This window comes from Myxococcus sp. MxC21-1, assembly GCF_032612255.1.
GTDB classification, from domain to species: Bacteria; Myxococcota; Myxococcia; order Myxococcales; family Myxococcaceae; genus Myxococcus; species Myxococcus virescens.
In genome coordinates, this window is record NZ_CP123278.1 from 7,626,167 (window position 1) to 7,642,813 (window position 16,647).

At 66.4% G+C, this 16,647-nt stretch carries 17 protein-coding genes and 2 pseudogenes; 11 read left to right on the forward strand and 8 right to left on the reverse strand.

The window, feature by feature from the left end; translation table 11 throughout:
* Positions 1–191 precede the first annotated feature (191 nt).
* The gene (locus QEG98_RS33970; RefSeq protein ID WP_141589957.1) at positions 192–1,238 is read left to right on the forward strand and encodes a hypothetical protein; all 1,047 of its coding nucleotides are present in this window, start codon (positions 192–194) and stop codon (positions 1,236–1,238) included.
* Positions 1,239–1,501: 263 nt separating this feature from the next.
* A complete protein-coding gene (locus QEG98_RS33975; protein WP_316564248.1) occupies positions 1,502–2,452 on the forward strand; it encodes a peptidylprolyl isomerase in 951 nt (316 codons plus the stop codon).
* A gap of 25 nt (positions 2,453–2,477) precedes the next feature.
* Here the strand turns inward: QEG98_RS33975 and QEG98_RS33980 are convergent, their stop codons facing one another.
* On the reverse strand, positions 2,478–2,846 hold the full coding sequence (locus QEG98_RS33980; RefSeq protein WP_225888145.1) for a hypothetical protein: 369 nt from the start codon (positions 2,844–2,846) through the stop codon (positions 2,478–2,480).
* A gap of 88 nt (positions 2,847–2,934) precedes the next feature.
* The gene (locus QEG98_RS33985; protein ID WP_090493369.1) at positions 2,935–3,276 is read right to left on the reverse strand and encodes a zinc ribbon domain-containing protein YjdM; all 342 of its coding nucleotides are present in this window, start codon (positions 3,274–3,276) and stop codon (positions 2,935–2,937) included.
* Positions 3,277–3,618: 342 nt separating this feature from the next.
* Here QEG98_RS33985 and QEG98_RS33990 point away from each other — a divergent pair, with 342 nt between their 5' ends.
* Entirely contained in the window at positions 3,619–4,122 is a 504-nt protein-coding gene (locus QEG98_RS33990) for a TlpA family protein disulfide reductase (RefSeq protein WP_090493371.1), read from the forward strand.
* A gap of 10 nt (positions 4,123–4,132) precedes the next feature.
* Here QEG98_RS33990 and QEG98_RS33995 read toward each other — a convergent pair whose 3' ends face one another.
* Complete coding sequence (locus tag QEG98_RS33995; RefSeq protein WP_316564249.1) at positions 4,133–5,299, reverse strand: cytochrome c biogenesis protein CcdA; 1,167 nt, start codon at positions 5,297–5,299, stop codon at positions 4,133–4,135.
* Between the two features lie 220 nt (positions 5,300–5,519).
* Positions 5,520–6,428, reverse strand: a complete 909-nt coding sequence (gcvA, locus tag QEG98_RS34000) for a transcriptional regulator GcvA (RefSeq protein ID WP_316564250.1) — start codon at positions 6,426–6,428, stop codon at positions 5,520–5,522.
* A 164-nt stretch (positions 6,429–6,592) separates the two neighbouring features.
* Between gcvA and QEG98_RS34005 the strand changes: the two genes are divergently transcribed.
* The 6 genes and pseudogenes from QEG98_RS34005 to QEG98_RS34030 all read left to right on the forward strand — a co-directional run bounded on the left by QEG98_RS34005 (position 6,593) and on the right by QEG98_RS34030 (position 11,161).
* Positions 6,593–6,874: a hypothetical protein gene (locus QEG98_RS34005; RefSeq protein WP_167371186.1), complete on the forward strand. Its 282-nt coding sequence runs from the start codon at positions 6,593–6,595 to the stop codon at positions 6,872–6,874.
* Positions 6,875–6,949: 75 nt separating this feature from the next.
* A pseudogene (locus QEG98_RS34010) lies at positions 6,950–7,720 on the forward strand (SDR family NAD(P)-dependent oxidoreductase); the annotation flags it as partial.
* A 294-nt stretch (positions 7,721–8,014) separates the two neighbouring features.
* Positions 8,015–8,995: a homocysteine S-methyltransferase family protein gene (locus tag QEG98_RS34015; protein WP_316564252.1), complete on the forward strand. Its 981-nt coding sequence runs from the start codon at positions 8,015–8,017 to the stop codon at positions 8,993–8,995.
* A gap of 226 nt (positions 8,996–9,221) precedes the next feature.
* Positions 9,222–9,965 (forward strand): GntR family transcriptional regulator, encoded by a 744-nt coding sequence (locus QEG98_RS34020; RefSeq protein ID WP_316564253.1) that lies wholly within the window; start codon positions 9,222–9,224, stop codon positions 9,963–9,965.
* A 15-nt stretch (positions 9,966–9,980) separates the two neighbouring features.
* Positions 9,981–10,847: a sulfite exporter TauE/SafE family protein gene (locus QEG98_RS34025; RefSeq protein ID WP_316564254.1), complete on the forward strand. Its 867-nt coding sequence runs from the start codon at positions 9,981–9,983 to the stop codon at positions 10,845–10,847.
* Complete coding sequence (locus tag QEG98_RS34030) at positions 10,844–11,161, forward strand: DUF1634 domain-containing protein (protein WP_316564255.1); 318 nt, start codon at positions 10,844–10,846, stop codon at positions 11,159–11,161. Before QEG98_RS34025 ends, QEG98_RS34030 begins: the two co-directional genes overlap by 4 nt.
* A gap of 24 nt (positions 11,162–11,185) precedes the next feature.
* On the opposite strand, the gene QEG98_RS34035 is transcribed toward QEG98_RS34030, so the two are convergent.
* Positions 11,186–11,710 carry a class I SAM-dependent methyltransferase gene (locus QEG98_RS34035; protein WP_316564256.1) on the reverse strand — a complete coding sequence of 175 codons (525 nt, stop codon included), beginning with the start codon at positions 11,708–11,710 and terminating at the stop codon, positions 11,186–11,188.
* A gap of 347 nt (positions 11,711–12,057) precedes the next feature.
* Here QEG98_RS34035 and QEG98_RS34040 point away from each other — a divergent pair, with 347 nt between their 5' ends.
* Positions 12,058–13,350 carry a hypothetical protein gene (locus QEG98_RS34040; RefSeq protein ID WP_316564257.1) on the forward strand — a complete coding sequence of 431 codons (1,293 nt, stop codon included), beginning with the start codon at positions 12,058–12,060 and terminating at the stop codon, positions 13,348–13,350.
* Between the two features lie 147 nt (positions 13,351–13,497).
* Here QEG98_RS34040 and QEG98_RS34045 read toward each other — a convergent pair whose 3' ends face one another.
* A complete protein-coding gene (locus QEG98_RS34045; RefSeq protein ID WP_316564258.1) occupies positions 13,498–14,448 on the reverse strand; it encodes a pyridoxal-phosphate dependent enzyme in 951 nt (316 codons plus the stop codon).
* 210 nt (positions 14,449–14,658) lie between these two features.
* Between QEG98_RS34045 and QEG98_RS34050 the strand changes: the two are divergent.
* Positions 14,659–15,232: pseudogene (locus QEG98_RS34050) on the forward strand (LysR family substrate-binding domain-containing protein).
* Between the two features lie 153 nt (positions 15,233–15,385).
* Here QEG98_RS34050 and QEG98_RS34055 read toward each other — a convergent pair.
* Both QEG98_RS34055 and QEG98_RS34060 read right to left on the reverse strand, forming a co-directional pair.
* Positions 15,386–15,736 carry a hypothetical protein gene (locus tag QEG98_RS34055; protein WP_316564260.1) on the reverse strand — a complete coding sequence of 117 codons (351 nt, stop codon included), beginning with the start codon at positions 15,734–15,736 and terminating at the stop codon, positions 15,386–15,388.
* 23 nt (positions 15,737–15,759) lie between these two features.
* Entirely contained in the window at positions 15,760–16,485 is a 726-nt protein-coding gene (locus QEG98_RS34060; RefSeq protein ID WP_316564261.1) for a hypothetical protein, read from the reverse strand.
* Positions 16,486–16,647 lie beyond the last annotated feature (162 nt).

The following is a 16,647-nucleotide window of genomic DNA, read 5'->3' on the forward strand; positions in this document are numbered from 1 at the left end:
CGCACCGCATCATGTCTCGACGGCCGGGAGTACGCCCACCCCCTTTTTTACAGGGAGGTATCGGGGATTCTGAACGCCGCCATGGGCGCTGCCCCTGAGGCATCGCGGGATTGTCGATCCTGACGCAACTCCGGCGGGGTGCACGCGATAATCCCCGCAAGTTCGTCCCATCCAATTCCGAGAGGCCCACCATGGGTTTCGATATCCGCAAGACCTTCAACTCTGCCCGCGCCAACGTCCAGAAGGTAGCCAAGGACGTCCAGAAGACCGTCGAGGACAACAAGGGGCTCATCAAGGGCGCCACGGCGGTTGCCACCCAGAGCGCGAAGGCCTTCGGGTACGGCAAGGATGCCTTCCAGCAGATCAAGAACATCAAGAACGGCGCCGAGGGCCTGCTGACCGGCGCCAACCGGGCGTTCGTCAGCAACCCCACCTACGCCGCGGGCGAGTTCAAGGGCCTGACCAAGTTGGGCGCTGGCATGAAGGCCGCCGCGCGCTACGCGGGCATCCCTGGCGCGGTGATGTCGGGCGCCACGGCCGTCAAGGACATCCGCCAGGCCATCCGCACCGGTAGCAAGGACGACATCATCACCGCCACGCGCTCGACGCTCGACGCGACCAAGGCGGGCCTGTCCGCCGCGACGGGCGGCATCGTCGGCGGCAAGGTGATGGGCGGCGTGCTCGGCGGTACCGTCTTCAAGGAGAAGCTGGAGGCCGGCAAGAAGGCCGTCGACGCCTTCAAGAAGGCGCTCCCCAACGCCAGCGACGACGTGCTCAAGGCCGTCAAGGACACCGCCACCAAGGGCATCTTCGAGGGTGGCACCGCCAGGGGCGTGAGCCGGGCCGTCAAGTCCGCCGCGGCCGAGACGGCGAAGGCGACCAGCACCCTGGCCCAGGGCCTGACGGGCAGCGGCACGCGCCAGGCCGCCAAGGCCGCGCTGAAGACGGCGGGCAAGGAGGCCGGTGAGGCGGCCCTCAAGCAGGGCGCGAAGGCCGCCGCCGGCACCGCCGCCAAGGCGCTGGGCCGGTTCGCCCCGGGCGTCAACGTGGCCATCGCCGCGGTCGACGTGGCTAACGCTGGCGCGACGCTGATGGACAAGAACGCGAGCACGGGCAAGAAGGTGACGTCCGTCATCACCGCGGTGGGCTCGGTCGCCGCGGCCACCAACATCCCGATTGTCAGCCAGGTGGGCGCCGCGGTCTCCACGGTGTCCAGCATCGTGGGCGCCTTCTTCTAGAGCAGCGCCCCACCCTTCGGGGTTTGTCAGAACGGCTCGGCTGGACTATGCCCTGGTCCATGCCGAGCCGTCGCTTTTCCCCCCATTGGCGCGGGCGCTGGCAAGCCTATCTCCCGGGAGCATTCGTGAGCCGCAAGCAAGGGATGCAAGGACCAGGTCATGGAGTCGAGCGCCTCCTGAAGATGAGCCCGGTGGTGAGCCTCGGCTCCGCCAAGGCCCTCGAGCTTCCCACTGTGCAGGCGCCCTCCCTGGAGGGAGTCTCGGTGCGGGTCCCCACCCCGGACGACCTGACCGAGGAGGACCTGCTGCGCGCCTTCCACGAGAAGCGCCGCGCCCTGGCGACCTCGCGCGAGCGTCAACCCGGCGAGTCGCTGGAGCTGGGCGACGAGGTGCGGCTCAACATCGTGGGCTACTGCGACGGGAAGCTCATCCCCTTCTCCGCGCGCTTTGGCATGACGACGGAGTTGGCCCCCATCGAGGCCCTCCCCGGCTTCAGCGAGGCCGTGGCCGAGGGTGCCAAGGTGGGCGAGTCCCTGCAGATTGCCCTGGAGCTGCCGGAGGCGTACCCCGTGGAGGCGCTCCAGGGGAAGCCCGCGCGCTTCCTGGTGGACGTCCTGGCCGCCCACGAGGTGACGCTGCCCCCGGAGAGCGCCCCCGAGTTCCTCGAGAAGCTCGGACTGGGCAGCACGCTGGGCGAGGTGATGGCCCACCTGCGCGACGAGCTGGAGGACGCGGCGGCGGCACAGCTCTGGGTCCAGGCGCGGGACATGGTGCTGGACGAGCTGGTCCGGCGTGCTCCGGTGGAGCTGCCTCGCGCGCTGGTGGACGAAGAGCTGCGCCGCCGCTGGGTCCAGGCCGAGGGCCAGGGCATGCTCGAGCACCAGTTCGACGTCGACGAGCAGCGGGAAGCGCTTGAGGGCTGGCTCACGGACCCCACCACGCGCGCGGACGTCGAGCGTCGGCTGCACATCGGCATCGTGCTGAAGGCCATCACCGAGGAGCAGAAGCTTCAGCTCACCCCGGAGAAGCTCGAGCAGTTGGTGCGCGACCAGTTGGAGCCCTTCGGGCTCACCGCCGCGGATGCGCACGCCGCCCTGCGCGAGTCGCCCGAGACGACGAAACAACTCGCCGAGATGGGCTGGTACCTGCTCGCGGTGGAGCACGTCATGAACAAGGCGAAGGTCACCTTCGAGGGCGCTGAGCAGGAGGGCTGAGGGCGCGCTCGCCGGGAGCGCGAGCTCAGCCCTCGCTGAACCACAGACCCGCGCCACCCGCGAGGCCCATGCCCAGGAACAACGCGGCGAGCCCCCACGTCTGGGCGCGCGACCACCGGAGCGACTCACCGTACCGGTAGCCGCACACCAGGATGAGCAGGGCGAACCCCAGGCAGATCGACGCGGGCCCCAGCGCGACCAGCACCTTGCGCGGCGTCCCGCTCACGTCGAGGACCGCCAGCAGCAACAGCGGCCAGAAGCCGATGACGAGCAGGCCGAGCACGAGCCCGAGCCCCCAGCGCCCTTCGGGAGAGGACAGCTCCATGAAGTCCAGGAAGCGCGTCCACCAGGAGCGGGGCGGCTCTCGATGACGTTGGGGGGCTGAGGGCTGCACGTGGGGCGGCTCCAGGGACGGGGGGTGGTGAACCTGGCAGCCTCTTCTAGTGCAGCCCGGGGCGGTTCGCGAAGCGGCTCGAGCCCACTTACGCCTTCTTCACGAACTCCGACTTGAGCCCCATCGCACCGATGCCGTCGATCTTGCAGTCGATGTCGTGGTCGCCGTCGACGAGGCGGATGCTCCGGACCTTGGTGCCGACCTTGACCACCGTCGACGAGCCCTTGACCTTCAAATCCTTGATGACGGTGACGCTATCGCCGTCCTGAAGCAGGTTGCCGTAGGCGTCGCGCACCTCGCGCTTCTCTTCCCCTGGCGCTGCGGCAGCAACGGTCGACCACTCATGCGCGCACTCCGGGCAGACGTAGAGGCTGCCGTCTTCGTACGTGTAGGCGGAGTTGCACTTCGGGCACGCGGGCAGGGCGCTCATATCGGCTCCAGAGGAAGGAGGAGCGGAGGCATATACACGAGCGGTGAGCCGAAGGGCTCCCGTTCCACCAACAGCGCTCCTGATGGAACGGAAGACCTGCGTGTACCGAACCAGGTTGTTGAGCCACCAAACTCGGCGGCCAGCAGGGCACCCTCGCGGCGCTCCTGGAGGTAGCGCGGCCAGTCGCGCGCGGCGTTGAAGCCGAGTCCGTGGAAGGACACCACTGTCCCCGCGTGGAACTTTTGTGGGCAGTCGCGGTGTCCTTCCGGAACACCCCGACCGCCGGAACGCCCGCTCGGAAAGAAGATGCGCGGGCGTGCTTCCGTGGGCATATGGAAACCCATGCGCCGTCTCCTTTGCTTCCCGCTCCTGATTGCGCTCGCCCTGATGCAGGGAGCGTGTGACCGCAATGACCGCTATGACCGCCCCGGCACGCCGGTGCCGGAGACCCTGCGGGCCGAGACGCTGGCGGGAGAGCGCATCGACCGGGCGGCGCTGCTGGGCCGTCCCTGGGTCATCAACGTGTGGGCCCCAGGCTGACACGCCTGTGCTCGGGAGTTGCCCGAGCTCGAAGCCCTGAGGAGTGAGTACGAGGCGCGCGGCGTCGGCTTCCTCGCGCTCTCGCTCAATCCCAGTGAGGCGCGAAACCGCCAGACGGCGGCCGCGCTGGGAGTGCACATGACCGTGGCCACGGCGAAGGGGGAGGTGTTGGGCCCGCTGCGCATCTCCACCGTACCCGCCACCGTCTTCATCAACCGAGAGGGCGTGGTGGTGGCAGCCGTCAACGGCGAGCGCTCGCGTGCGTTCTACGCGCGGCGCCTGGAGGCGCTACTCGCTGCGCCGTAGCGACTGGCGTCTACGGGAAGAGCCCAGCACAGCGGCCGCCCGCGATGACCTCCAGTCCCTGCCAGAGGGAGGTCAGGGATTGCTCACCCACGCGGCGCGCCACCTCCTGGCCCGCGGCGTCCAGGAAGAGGAACGTGGGAACGCCGCGAACGCCATATTGGACCGCGGCCCGCCGGCCCTCCGCGGTCCCCACATCGAGGCGGAGGACCTCAACGCCCTTTCCCGAGCAGTGTTGCTCGGCCAGGGCCACCGTGGGCTCCATCCGCTGGCAGACGGGGCAGCTCTGGCTCACGAACTCCACCATCGTCGGGCCGTCAACCCGGGCCAGCGCGGACGGACCGATGAAGGATGGGACGCCCCCCTCCTCCGGGAGCGCGCACGTGCCATCGCCGCCTTCCTCGGAAGTGCACGCCGTCTCCGAGGCGGCCGGCGAGGACGAGGCGCGACGCTCCATCACGGGGGCGGAAGCCGCTCCTCCCTCCGCCGAGGGCACGAGCAACGCCAACGAGTCGGTGAAGAGCAGCGCCCCCAACCCGGCGAGCAGCACCCCTGTGGCGACCTCGAACTTGCGCAAGTGCCGCTTCGCGCGCTCCATCCACCGCAGCGCCACCGGAGCGGCGGCGGCCACAAGGAGCAGCGGAACGGAGAGCCCCGCGGCATAGGTGCCGAGGTAGAGCGCCCCCATGAGGGGCTCCGACGTGGAGGAGGCGGTATAGGTGAGCACCCCACCGAGCACCGGCCCGATGCACGGCGTCCACCCCAGGGCGAAGGCGGCCCCGAAGAGGAAGGCGCCCAGCAGGCTGCCGCCCCGCCGCACCCGCCCGAGCAGGGGCCGCGCCTCACCGTCCATCCAGGGAATCTGGATGACCCCAAGCTGCTTGAGCCCCAACAGGAAGAGCGCGAGCCCTCCGAACTGGAGGAGCCCGCTCCGATGCTCCGCGAGCAGCCCGCCCATGGCGGTGGCCGCCATGCCGAGCGCGACGAACACGGAGCCGAGCCCCAGCGAGAACGCCAGCGCCACACCCCATGGCCGCCGCACGTCACTGCCCGCCTCCCGAAGTTGCGACAGGGACACACCCGCGAGGAAGGACAGATAGAGCGGGACGAGTGGAAGGACGCAGGGCGACAGGAATGTCAGCAGGCCCGCGAGGAAGATGCCGGGGAGGCCAAGACTCATGTCCTCGAGGACACGGCCTCGAACCTCGGAAGTTCCCGGCCTCGCACCTTCAAGGAGCCAGGCGGGTCAGGGCGTCGACGAGTATCGGCCCCAGCAGGACATCACGCCGGGCCGTCGGCGCTCGCTACGACAGGCACGCGCACAAGGACCTCGACATGGGTCAAGTGGCTGTCCGCCTCACCTCCCCGCGCAACCTGCATCTGCACGAGAGCGCCTGGCGCTAGGACGCTTCGCGAACGAGCCATTCACGAAACTCCACCAACTTCGGAAGAGTGGCGCACTCGGGTCGGTAGACGACGTAGTAGGCGAGTCTGGAGGGGAACTCGACCTCCGGGAACAGGTGCACCAGCCGTCCGGCCGCGAGGTCGTCATGCGCCATGATGCTGCGGGCCAGCGCCACACCCTGCCCATCGATTGCTGCCTGAAGGACCGCAGCGGAGTTGTTGATACGAAGGCCTCGCTTCGTCTCGACGTCCTTGACCCCCGCCTTCTCAAGCCAGGCATCCCACGTGGCGAATCCCGCGCGGGAATCCACGGAGCGGTCGTGGATGAGTCGTACGCCGCCCAGGTCCGAAGGCCGACGCAGACGGCGGCCCTGCCGAAGGAGCGCAGGGGAACAGACGGGATAGACCTCTTCGTCGAAAAGCTTCTCCGAAACCAACCCGGGCCAGTCCCCCGCTCCGTAGCGCACGCCGATATCCACACCGCGCGCGGCGAAGTCGAGCAGGTCGATGGACGCATCGAGCCGAACGTCCAGTTCTGGCCATGCGGATTGGAAACGCTCCAGGCGCGGTAGCAGCCACTTGGCCGCGAAGGCGGGGCTCACCGTCACCGTCAGCACCCCGACCGGTGAGCCTTCTTTCAGCCTCGCGACTCCGATGCTCAGCCGCTCGAACCCCGCGCGGATATCCGGCAGCGCCCGCTGGGCCGCTTCGGTGAGGACCAGCCGCTTGCGCCCACTCGTGCCCCGATGGAAGAGCGGCGTGCCGAGCGCCTCCTCGAGGCTTCGCACGAGTTGTCCGACCGCCGCCGGAGTCACATGAAGCTCGGCGGCCGCGGCAGAGAAGCTCTCGTGCCTGGCACTCGCCTCGAAGGCGCGCAGGGCGTTGAGGTGTTCGGGCGCATTCATGGGCGGTAAAGGTTTCCTTTGCTAGATGCCAAGAACATCTCGGTTGCCGCGACGATGCCCCGGGAGAATGAATCCTTCGTCGCCCCACTGTGCCGACGTCGAGGCACCCCCACAATGGATAGTTGTTCTTTCACGTAACACAGACATCAAGACGGAGGAAACCGATGGTCTACCTGCAGATCACCCTGCAAATTTCTCCCGCCAACCGGCCCGCTGCCGCCGACGTGTACAAGCGCTACAAGGCGCCATTCCTCGAGAAGGTCGTCGGCGCAAAGTCGAAGGAGTTGCTCGTGCGTGACGAAGACGTGCAGGTGCTCCATGGGTTCGACACGGCGCAGCAGGCCAACGCCTATCTCCAAAGCGACTTGTTCACCGCCGACGTTGTGAGCGCGTTGAAGCCACTCCTCGACGCCGCCCCTGAAGTCCGCATCTACCAAGCCGCCTGATGCCTTCCGTGTCGGGCCGCCGCCGACCGCGGCGGCCCGACATTCACCCAGGACCAGCAAAGGAGCACATTTCCAATGAGCGCGCGATTCGCCAATCAGAAGCTCATCGTTGTGGGCGGTACCAGCGGGATGGGGAAGGCCGTGGCTCGTATCCTCCTTGAGGAGGGCGGTCGCGCCGTCGTCATCGGGCATCGAGACGACAAGCTCCAGGCCGCCATCGCGGAGCTGGCTTCGTCCGGCCCTGTGGAGGGCCTGCGCGCGGACATCACATCCGGCACGGAGAGACAGGCCCTGGTGGCCCAACTGCAGAAGGACCACGCCGACGCAACGTTGCTGGTCAACGCAGCGGGGGTCTTCCTGCCGAAGGCATTCTTGGAGCACGAGGAGCGCGATTACGACCTGTACCTCGACATCAACAAGGCGATCTTCTTCATCACGCAGGCCGTCGCCCGCTCCATGGTCGCGCTGCGCAAGGGGGGCGCGATTGTCAACATTGGCTCGATGTGGGCCAGGCAGGCCATCCAGGCCACTCCCTCCTCGGCCTATTCGATGGCCAAGGCAGGACTCCACTCGCTGACGCAGCACCTGGCGATGGAGCTGGCCGGACATGGCATCCGCGTCAACGCTGTCTCGCCCGCTGTCGTCGAGACCCCCATCTACGAAGGCTTCATCCCAAAGGAGCAGGTTCACGGTGCGCTCCTGGGGTTCAACGGGTTCCATCCACTCGGCCGCGTGGGCCGCGCAGAGGATGTTGCGCAGACCATCGTCCATCTGTTGTCGAACGAGACTTCTTGGGTCACCGGCGCAATCTGGGATGTCGACGGCGGCGTCATGGCAGGGCGCAACAAGTACAGCTGCCCCCTTGAAGGCTTCCTAGGCATCGGAATGATTCGAAATCAGTCCGGCGCGAACCGGGCTCCGGAGCGTCCCCGGGTTGGGTCGCCCTTCGTCCAGGTCGAGTACGAGGAACCCTGACCGGCTCGCCGCGCGAGGCCGAGAAGGCGCTGGACGTCAGCGTCCTCGCCGACGTCCGGCCGCTCATCGAAACGATGCCACTGAGAAGGCAGGCGAGGCATATTCCCGAATGAGGTCTGGCGAAGCGAGGTTTCGGATGGTGCTGACGATGAAGGGGGCCCGCTGATGGGTGGCCTGGCGAACCACGCGGCGTTCCTTCATGCCCTGCACAACGCACCGCGGATACTCACCGAGGGCTCCGTGGTCGAGCGCCTGCGCCGCCACCCCGCGGGACTGCTGGACCCGCATGTGGCCAACGCGAGCCTCCTCGTTGACCCGGAGGGACGTGAGGCGCTCGCAGCCATCTACCGTGACTACCGCAACATCGGCCTGCGTCATGGCCTGCCCACCCTCCTCCTCACGCCCACCTGGCGCGCGAACGCGGAACGACTCGCGCGCGCGGGCCTCGCTGGCCGGGACGTCTTCACCGAGGCGGTGAGGCTGCTGGCGGGCCTGCGCGATGAGCTCGGCGAGCGGGAGACGCGCATCTTCATCGGCGGGCTCGTCGGGTGCCGCGGGGATGCCTACCAGCCCGCGGAAGCACTGCCCCGCCGGGAGGCGGCAGCCTTCCATGCGCCGCACGTGGAGGCGCTCTCGCGTGCTGGAGTGGACTTCCTCGTGGCCCAGGCGCTGCCGGCCCTCTCGGAGGCAGAGGGCCTCGCCCTGGCGATGGCGCGCACCGGGGCGCCGTTCCTGCTGAGCTTCGTCCTCCGCCCCACCGGGACGCTGCTCGACGGGACGCCGCTGGCCGAGGCCGTCGCGCGTATCGACGCCCTGCCCGACGCGCGCCCAACCGCGTACATGGTGAATTGCGTCCACCCCTCCGTCTTCCGCGAGGGCCTGTCGCACCAACTGGCCGCCTCGCCCTCCCTCGGCGCGCGGGTGGTGGGCCTGCAGGCCAACACCTCTCGGCTCTCGCCCGAGGAGCTCGACGGGCGCACGGAGCTCGACTGCGCGCCCCCGGACTCTTTTGCTCGGGAGATGGCTCGCGTCCATGTGGAACTCGGCACACGCGTGCTCGGCGGGTGTTGTGGCACCGACGAGCGGCACATCGCCGCGCTCGCTGGCATCCTGACAGACGGCACGCCAGGCGCTCTGCCCCCATGACGACAAGCTCGCGGTGAACGGCCTGCCACGGGGGCCCCGGGTGCCAGTGCCATGGGCCGCCCTGAGCTCGTCTTTCTGCTCCCCGCTCAGCTCCAACCAACGCACGCAGGGTGAATCCGAGAAGGACTCGTCGAGTCCTGAATCAGGAAGCGACCATGCACAGCAGGGCGTCTTCTCGCTCGAGAGGGACATTGACATCACGACATCATGATGTCGTGATGTCATAATGGGTGCCACGCGTGAATCCAACCCCCTCTATGCGAAAGTCGAATTGACGCTTGCTTCTGAAATCGCAGCCGGGGTCCTCCCTCCTCGCAGCCAACTTCCCACGGAAGACCGCTTGATTGAGCGGTTCGGCGTTAGCCGAACGACAGTCCGAAAAGCGATCGAGAACCTCGTGGCCCGGGGCTTGGTGGAGATCCGGCGCGGCGTAGGCACCTTCGTCGCGCAGCCCAAGATCATCCAAGAACTGACCGAGCTGACAGGCTTCGTCGAGGACATGCAGGCACTCGGCCGCACCCCGACCGCTCGGCTCCTGGATAGTCAGATCGTCCCAGCCGATGCTGACGTTGCCCGGCAACTCGCCGTGTCGCCCGGCAGCCTCGTCATGCGTATCCAACGCGTGCGGCTCGCCGACGGCTTGGCCATGTCCTTCGATGAAACCTACCTGCCGCGCGAGCTAGGGGAGAAGATCGTCACCCACGACCTAGAAACCGAGCCAATCTTCGCACTGCTCGAAGAGCGATACCACCTGCCATTGATTGAGGCCGAATACCGGCTAGAAGCCATCACAGCCACGCCGACCGTTGCACAGGCCCTCGCCGTGGAGCCCGGCAACCCGATCTTCCTGATCGAGCGCACGTCCTATACCGAAGGGTCTCACCCCATCGACTACGAAAGGCTCCACTACCGCGGCGACCTCATCAGGTTCATCACTCGCTTGTCCCGGCGCCCACGCGTGCGGTCATGAGCCGGAGACACATCAATGAACCCCACGATGGTCTTCTGGCTGTTCGCGTCCGCCTTTGGCGCGAGTGCCCTCGGCGGTGTGCTTGGCATGGCCAGCGGCATCTTCATCGTGCCAATCCTCACGCTGTTCTTCCGCATCGACATTCACGTGGCGATCGGCGCGAGCATCATCTCGGTGATTGCCTGTTCGTGCGGCAGCGCTGCGCCGCTCCTGAAGAGGCGCCTGACCAATATTCGGCTTGCGATCGTCCTTGAGACAGCCACCACACTCGGCGCGCTGACAGGCGTGTTCCTGATCGGCATCGTCTCGAATTCGTTTCTGTACGGCCTGTTTGCCTTTATCTTGGCGCTCTCCGCAAAGCAGATGCTAGCGCGGCGGCGCGAAGTGCAAGGGGTCGATGCCAGCGGGCCAAACGTGAAGAGTCTGGCCACGGTGCTACGCCTGCATTCGAGCTTTCCCGACCATGCATCAGGCCGCGACGTGCCTTATCAGGTGGGTCACGTGCCGGTCAGCCTGGCTCTGATGTACGGGGCTGGCGTGATCTCGGCGCTGCTCGGTATCGGCTCCGGCGTGCTCAAGATCCCTGCCATGGATACCGCCTTGCGGCTGCCCATCAAGGTCTCGTCTGCCACATCGAACTTCATGATCGGCGTGACGGCCGCCGCGAGCGCTGGCGCCTACTTCGTGCGAGGCGATATCGACATCGGCATTGCGGGGCCTGTCGCACTTGGCTCAGTTGTCGGGGCGCTCGTCGGGGCGCGTTTGCTGATGAGGCTGCCCGCTGAGAAAATTCGCATCTCCTTCGTGGTGTTCCTCACCCTGCTTGCGGTTCAAATGCTCCTGAGCGCCCTGGGTGTTCAGTTCCTCGGAGGGTCGGCATGAAGTCTACGACCCATCGCATTGATCGAAACGAGCAGCGCATCGCCGGACTGCTTTGGAACGGCACTTGGCTTGCTTCAGCGCTCGTTGCCGCCGGGATGGCCTTGGGCGCGACACATGACTTCTGGAGTGTTCTCGCCCCCAGCCTCAGCGGCCACGACGTGATGAAAATCGGTGTGGCCTTGTTCATCATTTTGCCCATCGCGCGTGTGGCGCTGATGCTGGTCATGTCCCTGCGCGAGCGCGACTACATCTACACCGCGATTTCGGTGTTCGTCCTGGCTGTCATCGCGGCCGGGGTCATGGTCGAGCTGTGAGCCTGTGAGGGTCTGCTCTCCGATTTACGGACCCGCCTTGCGCGACAGGTAGTAGACGTTCTCGCCTGGGTCCGTGTGCGTCGACTCCAGCGTGAGCCCGTGCGCGCGCAGCAGGTCGCGATACCCGTCGACGCTGTACGAGTGATAGCGGAACGACACGCCATTCATCGGCTCGCCGTCGATGGAGCCGTGGGCGTCGCCCGAGGTGAAGAGGAACGCGGCGCCAGGTTTCAATGCCCTCGCGATATTGGCGATCGCCTGTTCCTGCGCTTCGTGGCGCAGGTGGAACAGGACACCCCACGCGATCGCGGCGTCGAACGCCCGCTCCTGAAGCTCACACGACTGGATGGGCGCACAGCTCACCGGCACGTGGGGGAAGTTCACTTGAAATCGCGCCAGCAGCTCGCGGGAACTATCCACGCCCATCACGTGGCAGCCGTGCTCCAGCAGAACCCGCGTCAGCGGCAGTCCAGTGCCGCAGCCGACGTCCAGCACCCAGGCACCGGCTGGAAGTGAGGCCGCGAGCGCAGTCACTTCCGGGACGCCCATGTGGCCTGCGCGTTGGGAGGCATACCAGTCCGCGATCAAATCGTACTCATGCACGCATCAACCTCGCCTTCGGCAATATGCCCTAGAGTGAACGGCCATCGCACCACGCCCTCCATCTCAGCACGTCGATGGGCGCACGGCTCTCGCACCGTCACAGTTGGGTCACACCCTCAGGACCAGACTCGCGAGCGGAGGTGACTCATGTCCCATTCGCCCTGAATGGTGGCGATGACCGCGCGAGGCTTGACCGTGTCCGATTTGGCGGGGGCGACTCCAACGTCCTCCTCGTCCGACCCAGACCATCCCGCTCCCGGAGCCGACACATGCACCGACTACTTCCGCTCATCGTGCTGTTCCTCGTGGCCTGCGGCGACAAACCCGGCAAGCCGCCACCTGCCGAGCCAGGGCCATCGAACGCTCCCATCCAGGGCTCGCTGACAGTCCACTCGCGGCTCTGGGAGGACGTCGGCGACCCGAGCCAGCTCGTCGGCATCTATGTCCTGCTTGGAGATGGGAGCCGGTTCCGGCAGCCGCTCGGCCAGGATGGTGTCGCGCGCTTCGTGGACCCCGACATCCAGGGTCCACAGGATGTCACCCTGCTGGCGGTCTCCACGGAGAAGACCTTCGCCGACACCTACCTCGCCCTGGAGCAGCCAGAAGTCTGGCTCCAGCAATACACGAAAGAGGACACCGGAGGAGAGACGGGGCAAGCCACCCTGAAGGGGCGCATCACCGGGAGGACCAGCGTCGTCCAGGATGTCTTCGTCGCGAGCGCCGACCAGCAGGGCCATGGCAACTCCACGAGGGCAGCAACAGATGGCTCATTCGAAATTGACATTTCGGGGAGCGGAGTCATGCCTGTGCATCTCTTTGCCATGGAGTACGTGCATTCGACACGTCGCTTCGGACTCAAGAGCAACATCACGCTCCAGGCCGGGCAGACACTTGACGACGTGGAGATCGCCCTGGTTCGCGCCGAGGACCAGTTTCAGCAGGTCAGCGTGGAGAACTTCGAACCCTACGGCACGGAGGCCTTCGTCACGATGGATTACAAACTCGGCACCATGTACCTCTTCAGGAGCATGGCGACCGGCGCTCCGCCGCTCCAGCTTCCCTCGATGTCGCTCACCCCGCCCTTCGACCTCCTCCAGATGGTCACGACGGTGACCGTGGGTTCAGATGGAGCGGCCGGAGTCACCTCCGCGAGCGTAACGGTCCTCACGGAGGGCGGCTCGTCCCCTGTCGTGACAATCCCCCCTCCCCTTCAACTCACCTCGATTCCACTCGGCACCATGGAGGCGCCGGCCGTCGCTCGGACCGAGGGCTTCACCTTGACGTGGAACGTGGCCCCCACCGCGCAGGTGGTGCATGCGTATCTCAACGCTCAGAGCAGAGACCACCAACTCGTCTGGAGATTGACGGCTCCCAGCCACGTGACATCGTTCACGCCGTTCGAGCTACCCGCGGAACTGACGCCTGTGACCCGACTCCCTCCGGGACTGGCATCGCTCTCGATGTGGGCCAAGAACAACGGTGCAGACCGCGCCTACGCGGATCTCTTCAATCAGTACGAGTCCCCCGTCCAACAGGGAGGGACGTGGTCCCTGTCTCGGCAAGGCTATGTGAGGCTCGTTGAGTGAAGGAATGGCCGGAGTGGCGATTCCGCCCCTGAATCCGGTTGCTCCGTCACAGCGCGCACGGGTCTAACGAAGGCCCGTGCTGGCGAAGCGGAGGCGGAATCGCCCTCGAAGGCTCAGGGAGAGCCATGAGTTCCGCTCTACCCGCTTTCATCGATCCCGGCTGCTCAATGCCTGCAGATGCTCAACCGTCACCGTGACGCCACCGCAGACGATCACCGCGATGCGTGACGCGGCGGCAAGCACCGACGATGCCGCGTCGAGCGCGGCCAGCGCGGCCCCGCACGCGGGCTCCACCAGAATCCGGTGTTCGTCGAGAAACCGCAGTGAGGCGGCCACGGCTGCCGCATCGGACACAACGATGTTCTCGACCACATGGCGTGTCGCCCACTCCACCGCCGCATCGCAAGGCCGCTTCGCGCCGAGCGACGTGGCGACACTCGTAATCGCAGGCAATTCGACTGGCCGCCCCTGCGCAATCGAGCGCGCATAGCAGTCTGCGCCTTGGGTCTCGGCCGCGACAACCGGCACATCGCCCCAGCCGTTGCGAGCCAGCCCTTCGAGAACACCGCACAGCAACCCGCCGCCGCCAACTGCCAGCACGACGGCGCCGGGCTTCGGTCCGGCTTCCGCCATCTCGTCGATCATCGTTGAATGGCCCTGCCACAACTCTGGCTCGTCGAATGGATGCACGAACGCGTCAGGAGGGTTGAGCACGGATTGCGCAAACATGTTCGCCTCTGCCCAAGACGCGCCGTGGACGATCAACTCCGCGCCTTCGAGACGGATCAGGTCGCGTGCGCGCGCGGACGTGCTCTCCGGAACGACGACGAGCACCGGCACGCCGAGTTCGCGACCCGCATAGGCAACCGCAATGCCCGCATTGCCACCCGAAGACGACACGAAGCGACGGGAGCCTGCCGCGCGCCGCGCGTCACATACCGCACCGACGCCGCGCAGCTTGAACGAGCCGGACGGCTGCATCGCCTCGAGCTTGAACAGGACGTCTTTGCCGAGCCGGCGGGATGCAGCTTGCGAACGGATGTAGGGCGTCTGGATATGGAGTGGCATATGACGAAGTGCGACAAACGTCCGCAACATGCGGACAGTTGTCGTGACCCTGGACAACCTAAGCCGCGCCACTCATGCATTCCAATACTCTTCAGTGCAGCCCGTCATGCCTATTGAGTATATCGACGGAACGAACAGGCATCTCATGCGACAGGTCGAACTGCGCCATCTGCGCTACTTTGTGGCGGTCAGCTCGGCGAACTGCGTCTCGGCGTGCTACCGAATTACTACCCGTTGCCGATGGTGTCGAACGTCCTCAAGGCCTTCCGGAGCGCATGCCCGGACGTCAAGCTATCGATCTCGCCAATGCTATCAGCCGAGCAGGCAACCGCGATATCACGCGGCGATCTCGATGGCGGCATCATGGCGTGGCGACAGAGCGAGGCATCGCATCTGTCAGGCATGCGGCTGCTACGCGACCGATTCGTGCTCGCGATGCCATCCACGCCGGGCCAGCGATTCCGCGCCTCGTCAACTGGCCGAACTCGCAGGCGCACCGTTCGTCTGGTTCGACCCACTCCGGTCCGCAGCGCATCACCGGTTCCTACTCGAGCAGTGCCGGCAGGCCGGTTTCACGCCGCGCATCGCGCAGGTCGGCAGCGACATCCCGACGCTCATCGGACTCGTCGCAGCCGGAATGGGCTACGCATTCGTGCCGGAGACCATTTCACCGACGTGCCCGCGCACGGTGCGGCTGGTCCCGATTGACGAGCTCGACGGCCGCTTCGACGTCGAATTCGTGTACGACGGCCAAGCGGACTCGCCGGTCGTGCAGCAATTCCTCGCGGCGCTGCGCACGACCGCCAACACATGAGCGGGCCCCCACAGGAGGTCACAGAGGCCCTCTGGCACGACCAGCCAGAGTACTCGCTGACACAATTTTTCGATGAGGGCGATACGACCAAACGAGGCATACGGCTTATTTCCTATGCAGGCCTCAGCAGTCGGGACTCCGCCGACTCGCCCCTCAACGTGTCTCCTCCTGGTAGGCTTTCACCAGCGCGTTGAGGCGCCGCCCGCTGGGGTCCTCCTTCCGCGGGTCGGCGATGACGAGCACCAGCTTGCCTGAGGCCGCCGCAACGCCAACGGAATTGCCGACGAGCTTCCAACCAGCCTCCTCGGCCTGCCGCGCCTTCTCCGTGCTCTCAAACACACACACGGTTGCGTCCAGGCCACTCACCTTGCCCGCCTGACATTTTCCGCCCGGGAGCTTCTCTCCAGCATCCGTGAACGCGGCGGGCGACTCTCCCGCCGCCTTCCACGCATCCACCACGTCGTCCACGCCGCTGGAGCAGCCCGCCACCAGCAGCGTCACCATTCCAAGTGCCACGCTCCGCACGCTCAGTCCCGTCCCTTGAACTTCTTGTGTTTGTGCTTCTTGTGTTTGTGCTTCTTGTGCTTCTTGTGGACGTGGTGCTCGCAGTGGTCATGGTGCACGTGCACATGCTCCTCCCGGACGACCCGCCCCCCCCACTCGGGCTGCGGGGGAGGAGGCGGCGGCCGCGGTGTCCCGACCCGCACCTCGACAGAGGGCAATGGGATGTTCAGGCCCACCTGGATGACGGGGCCGTGGTACTCCGGCGGCGGGGCCAACGTCACCACGGGGCGTGGGGCACTCCAGGAGCGGTACACCGTGTTGACTCGCACCAACGTCGGACTTTCCCGCCGGTACTCCTGGGGGTACTCGCCCGCGTAGTAGTGGACGTCCTCCTTGTCCACGAACTCCTGGCGCGGCGGAGGCGGGTAGGCGTGGTAGTGCGGCCCGTCGTGGTAGCAGTACTCCACCACGTCCACGTCGACGTCGATGCGCACGAGCACGTTGAGCACCACGGGGTGGTGCCCGTAGTACGCATGCTGCGGCCCCTCGTAGCCAAAGGGCGTCGGGTCTCCAATGAAGACATAGACGTTGTCGCGCGTGCGGTAGAGCGTGTCGGCGTGCATCGGCGCGGCGGTGTGCACATGCATCATCTCGATGTGACACAGCCCATCCGCCGGCCGCCCGGTGCGCGGGTGCATGCCCGCGTACCGCCACTGCTTCGCCTCGACCACACCGGAGGAAGCGAGCATGAGTATCGCAACCAGGCCGGCCAGATTCATCCGTGACATAGTGGGGTTCTCCCTCGGAGCGGCACGTTATACCGGACCCCGCTCCCTCGAGGTCGAGCACGCTCACGGTCGGCCATACTCGCGGTGTCTTCACATGTGCTCCGCGCGCAGCATGAAAACAGC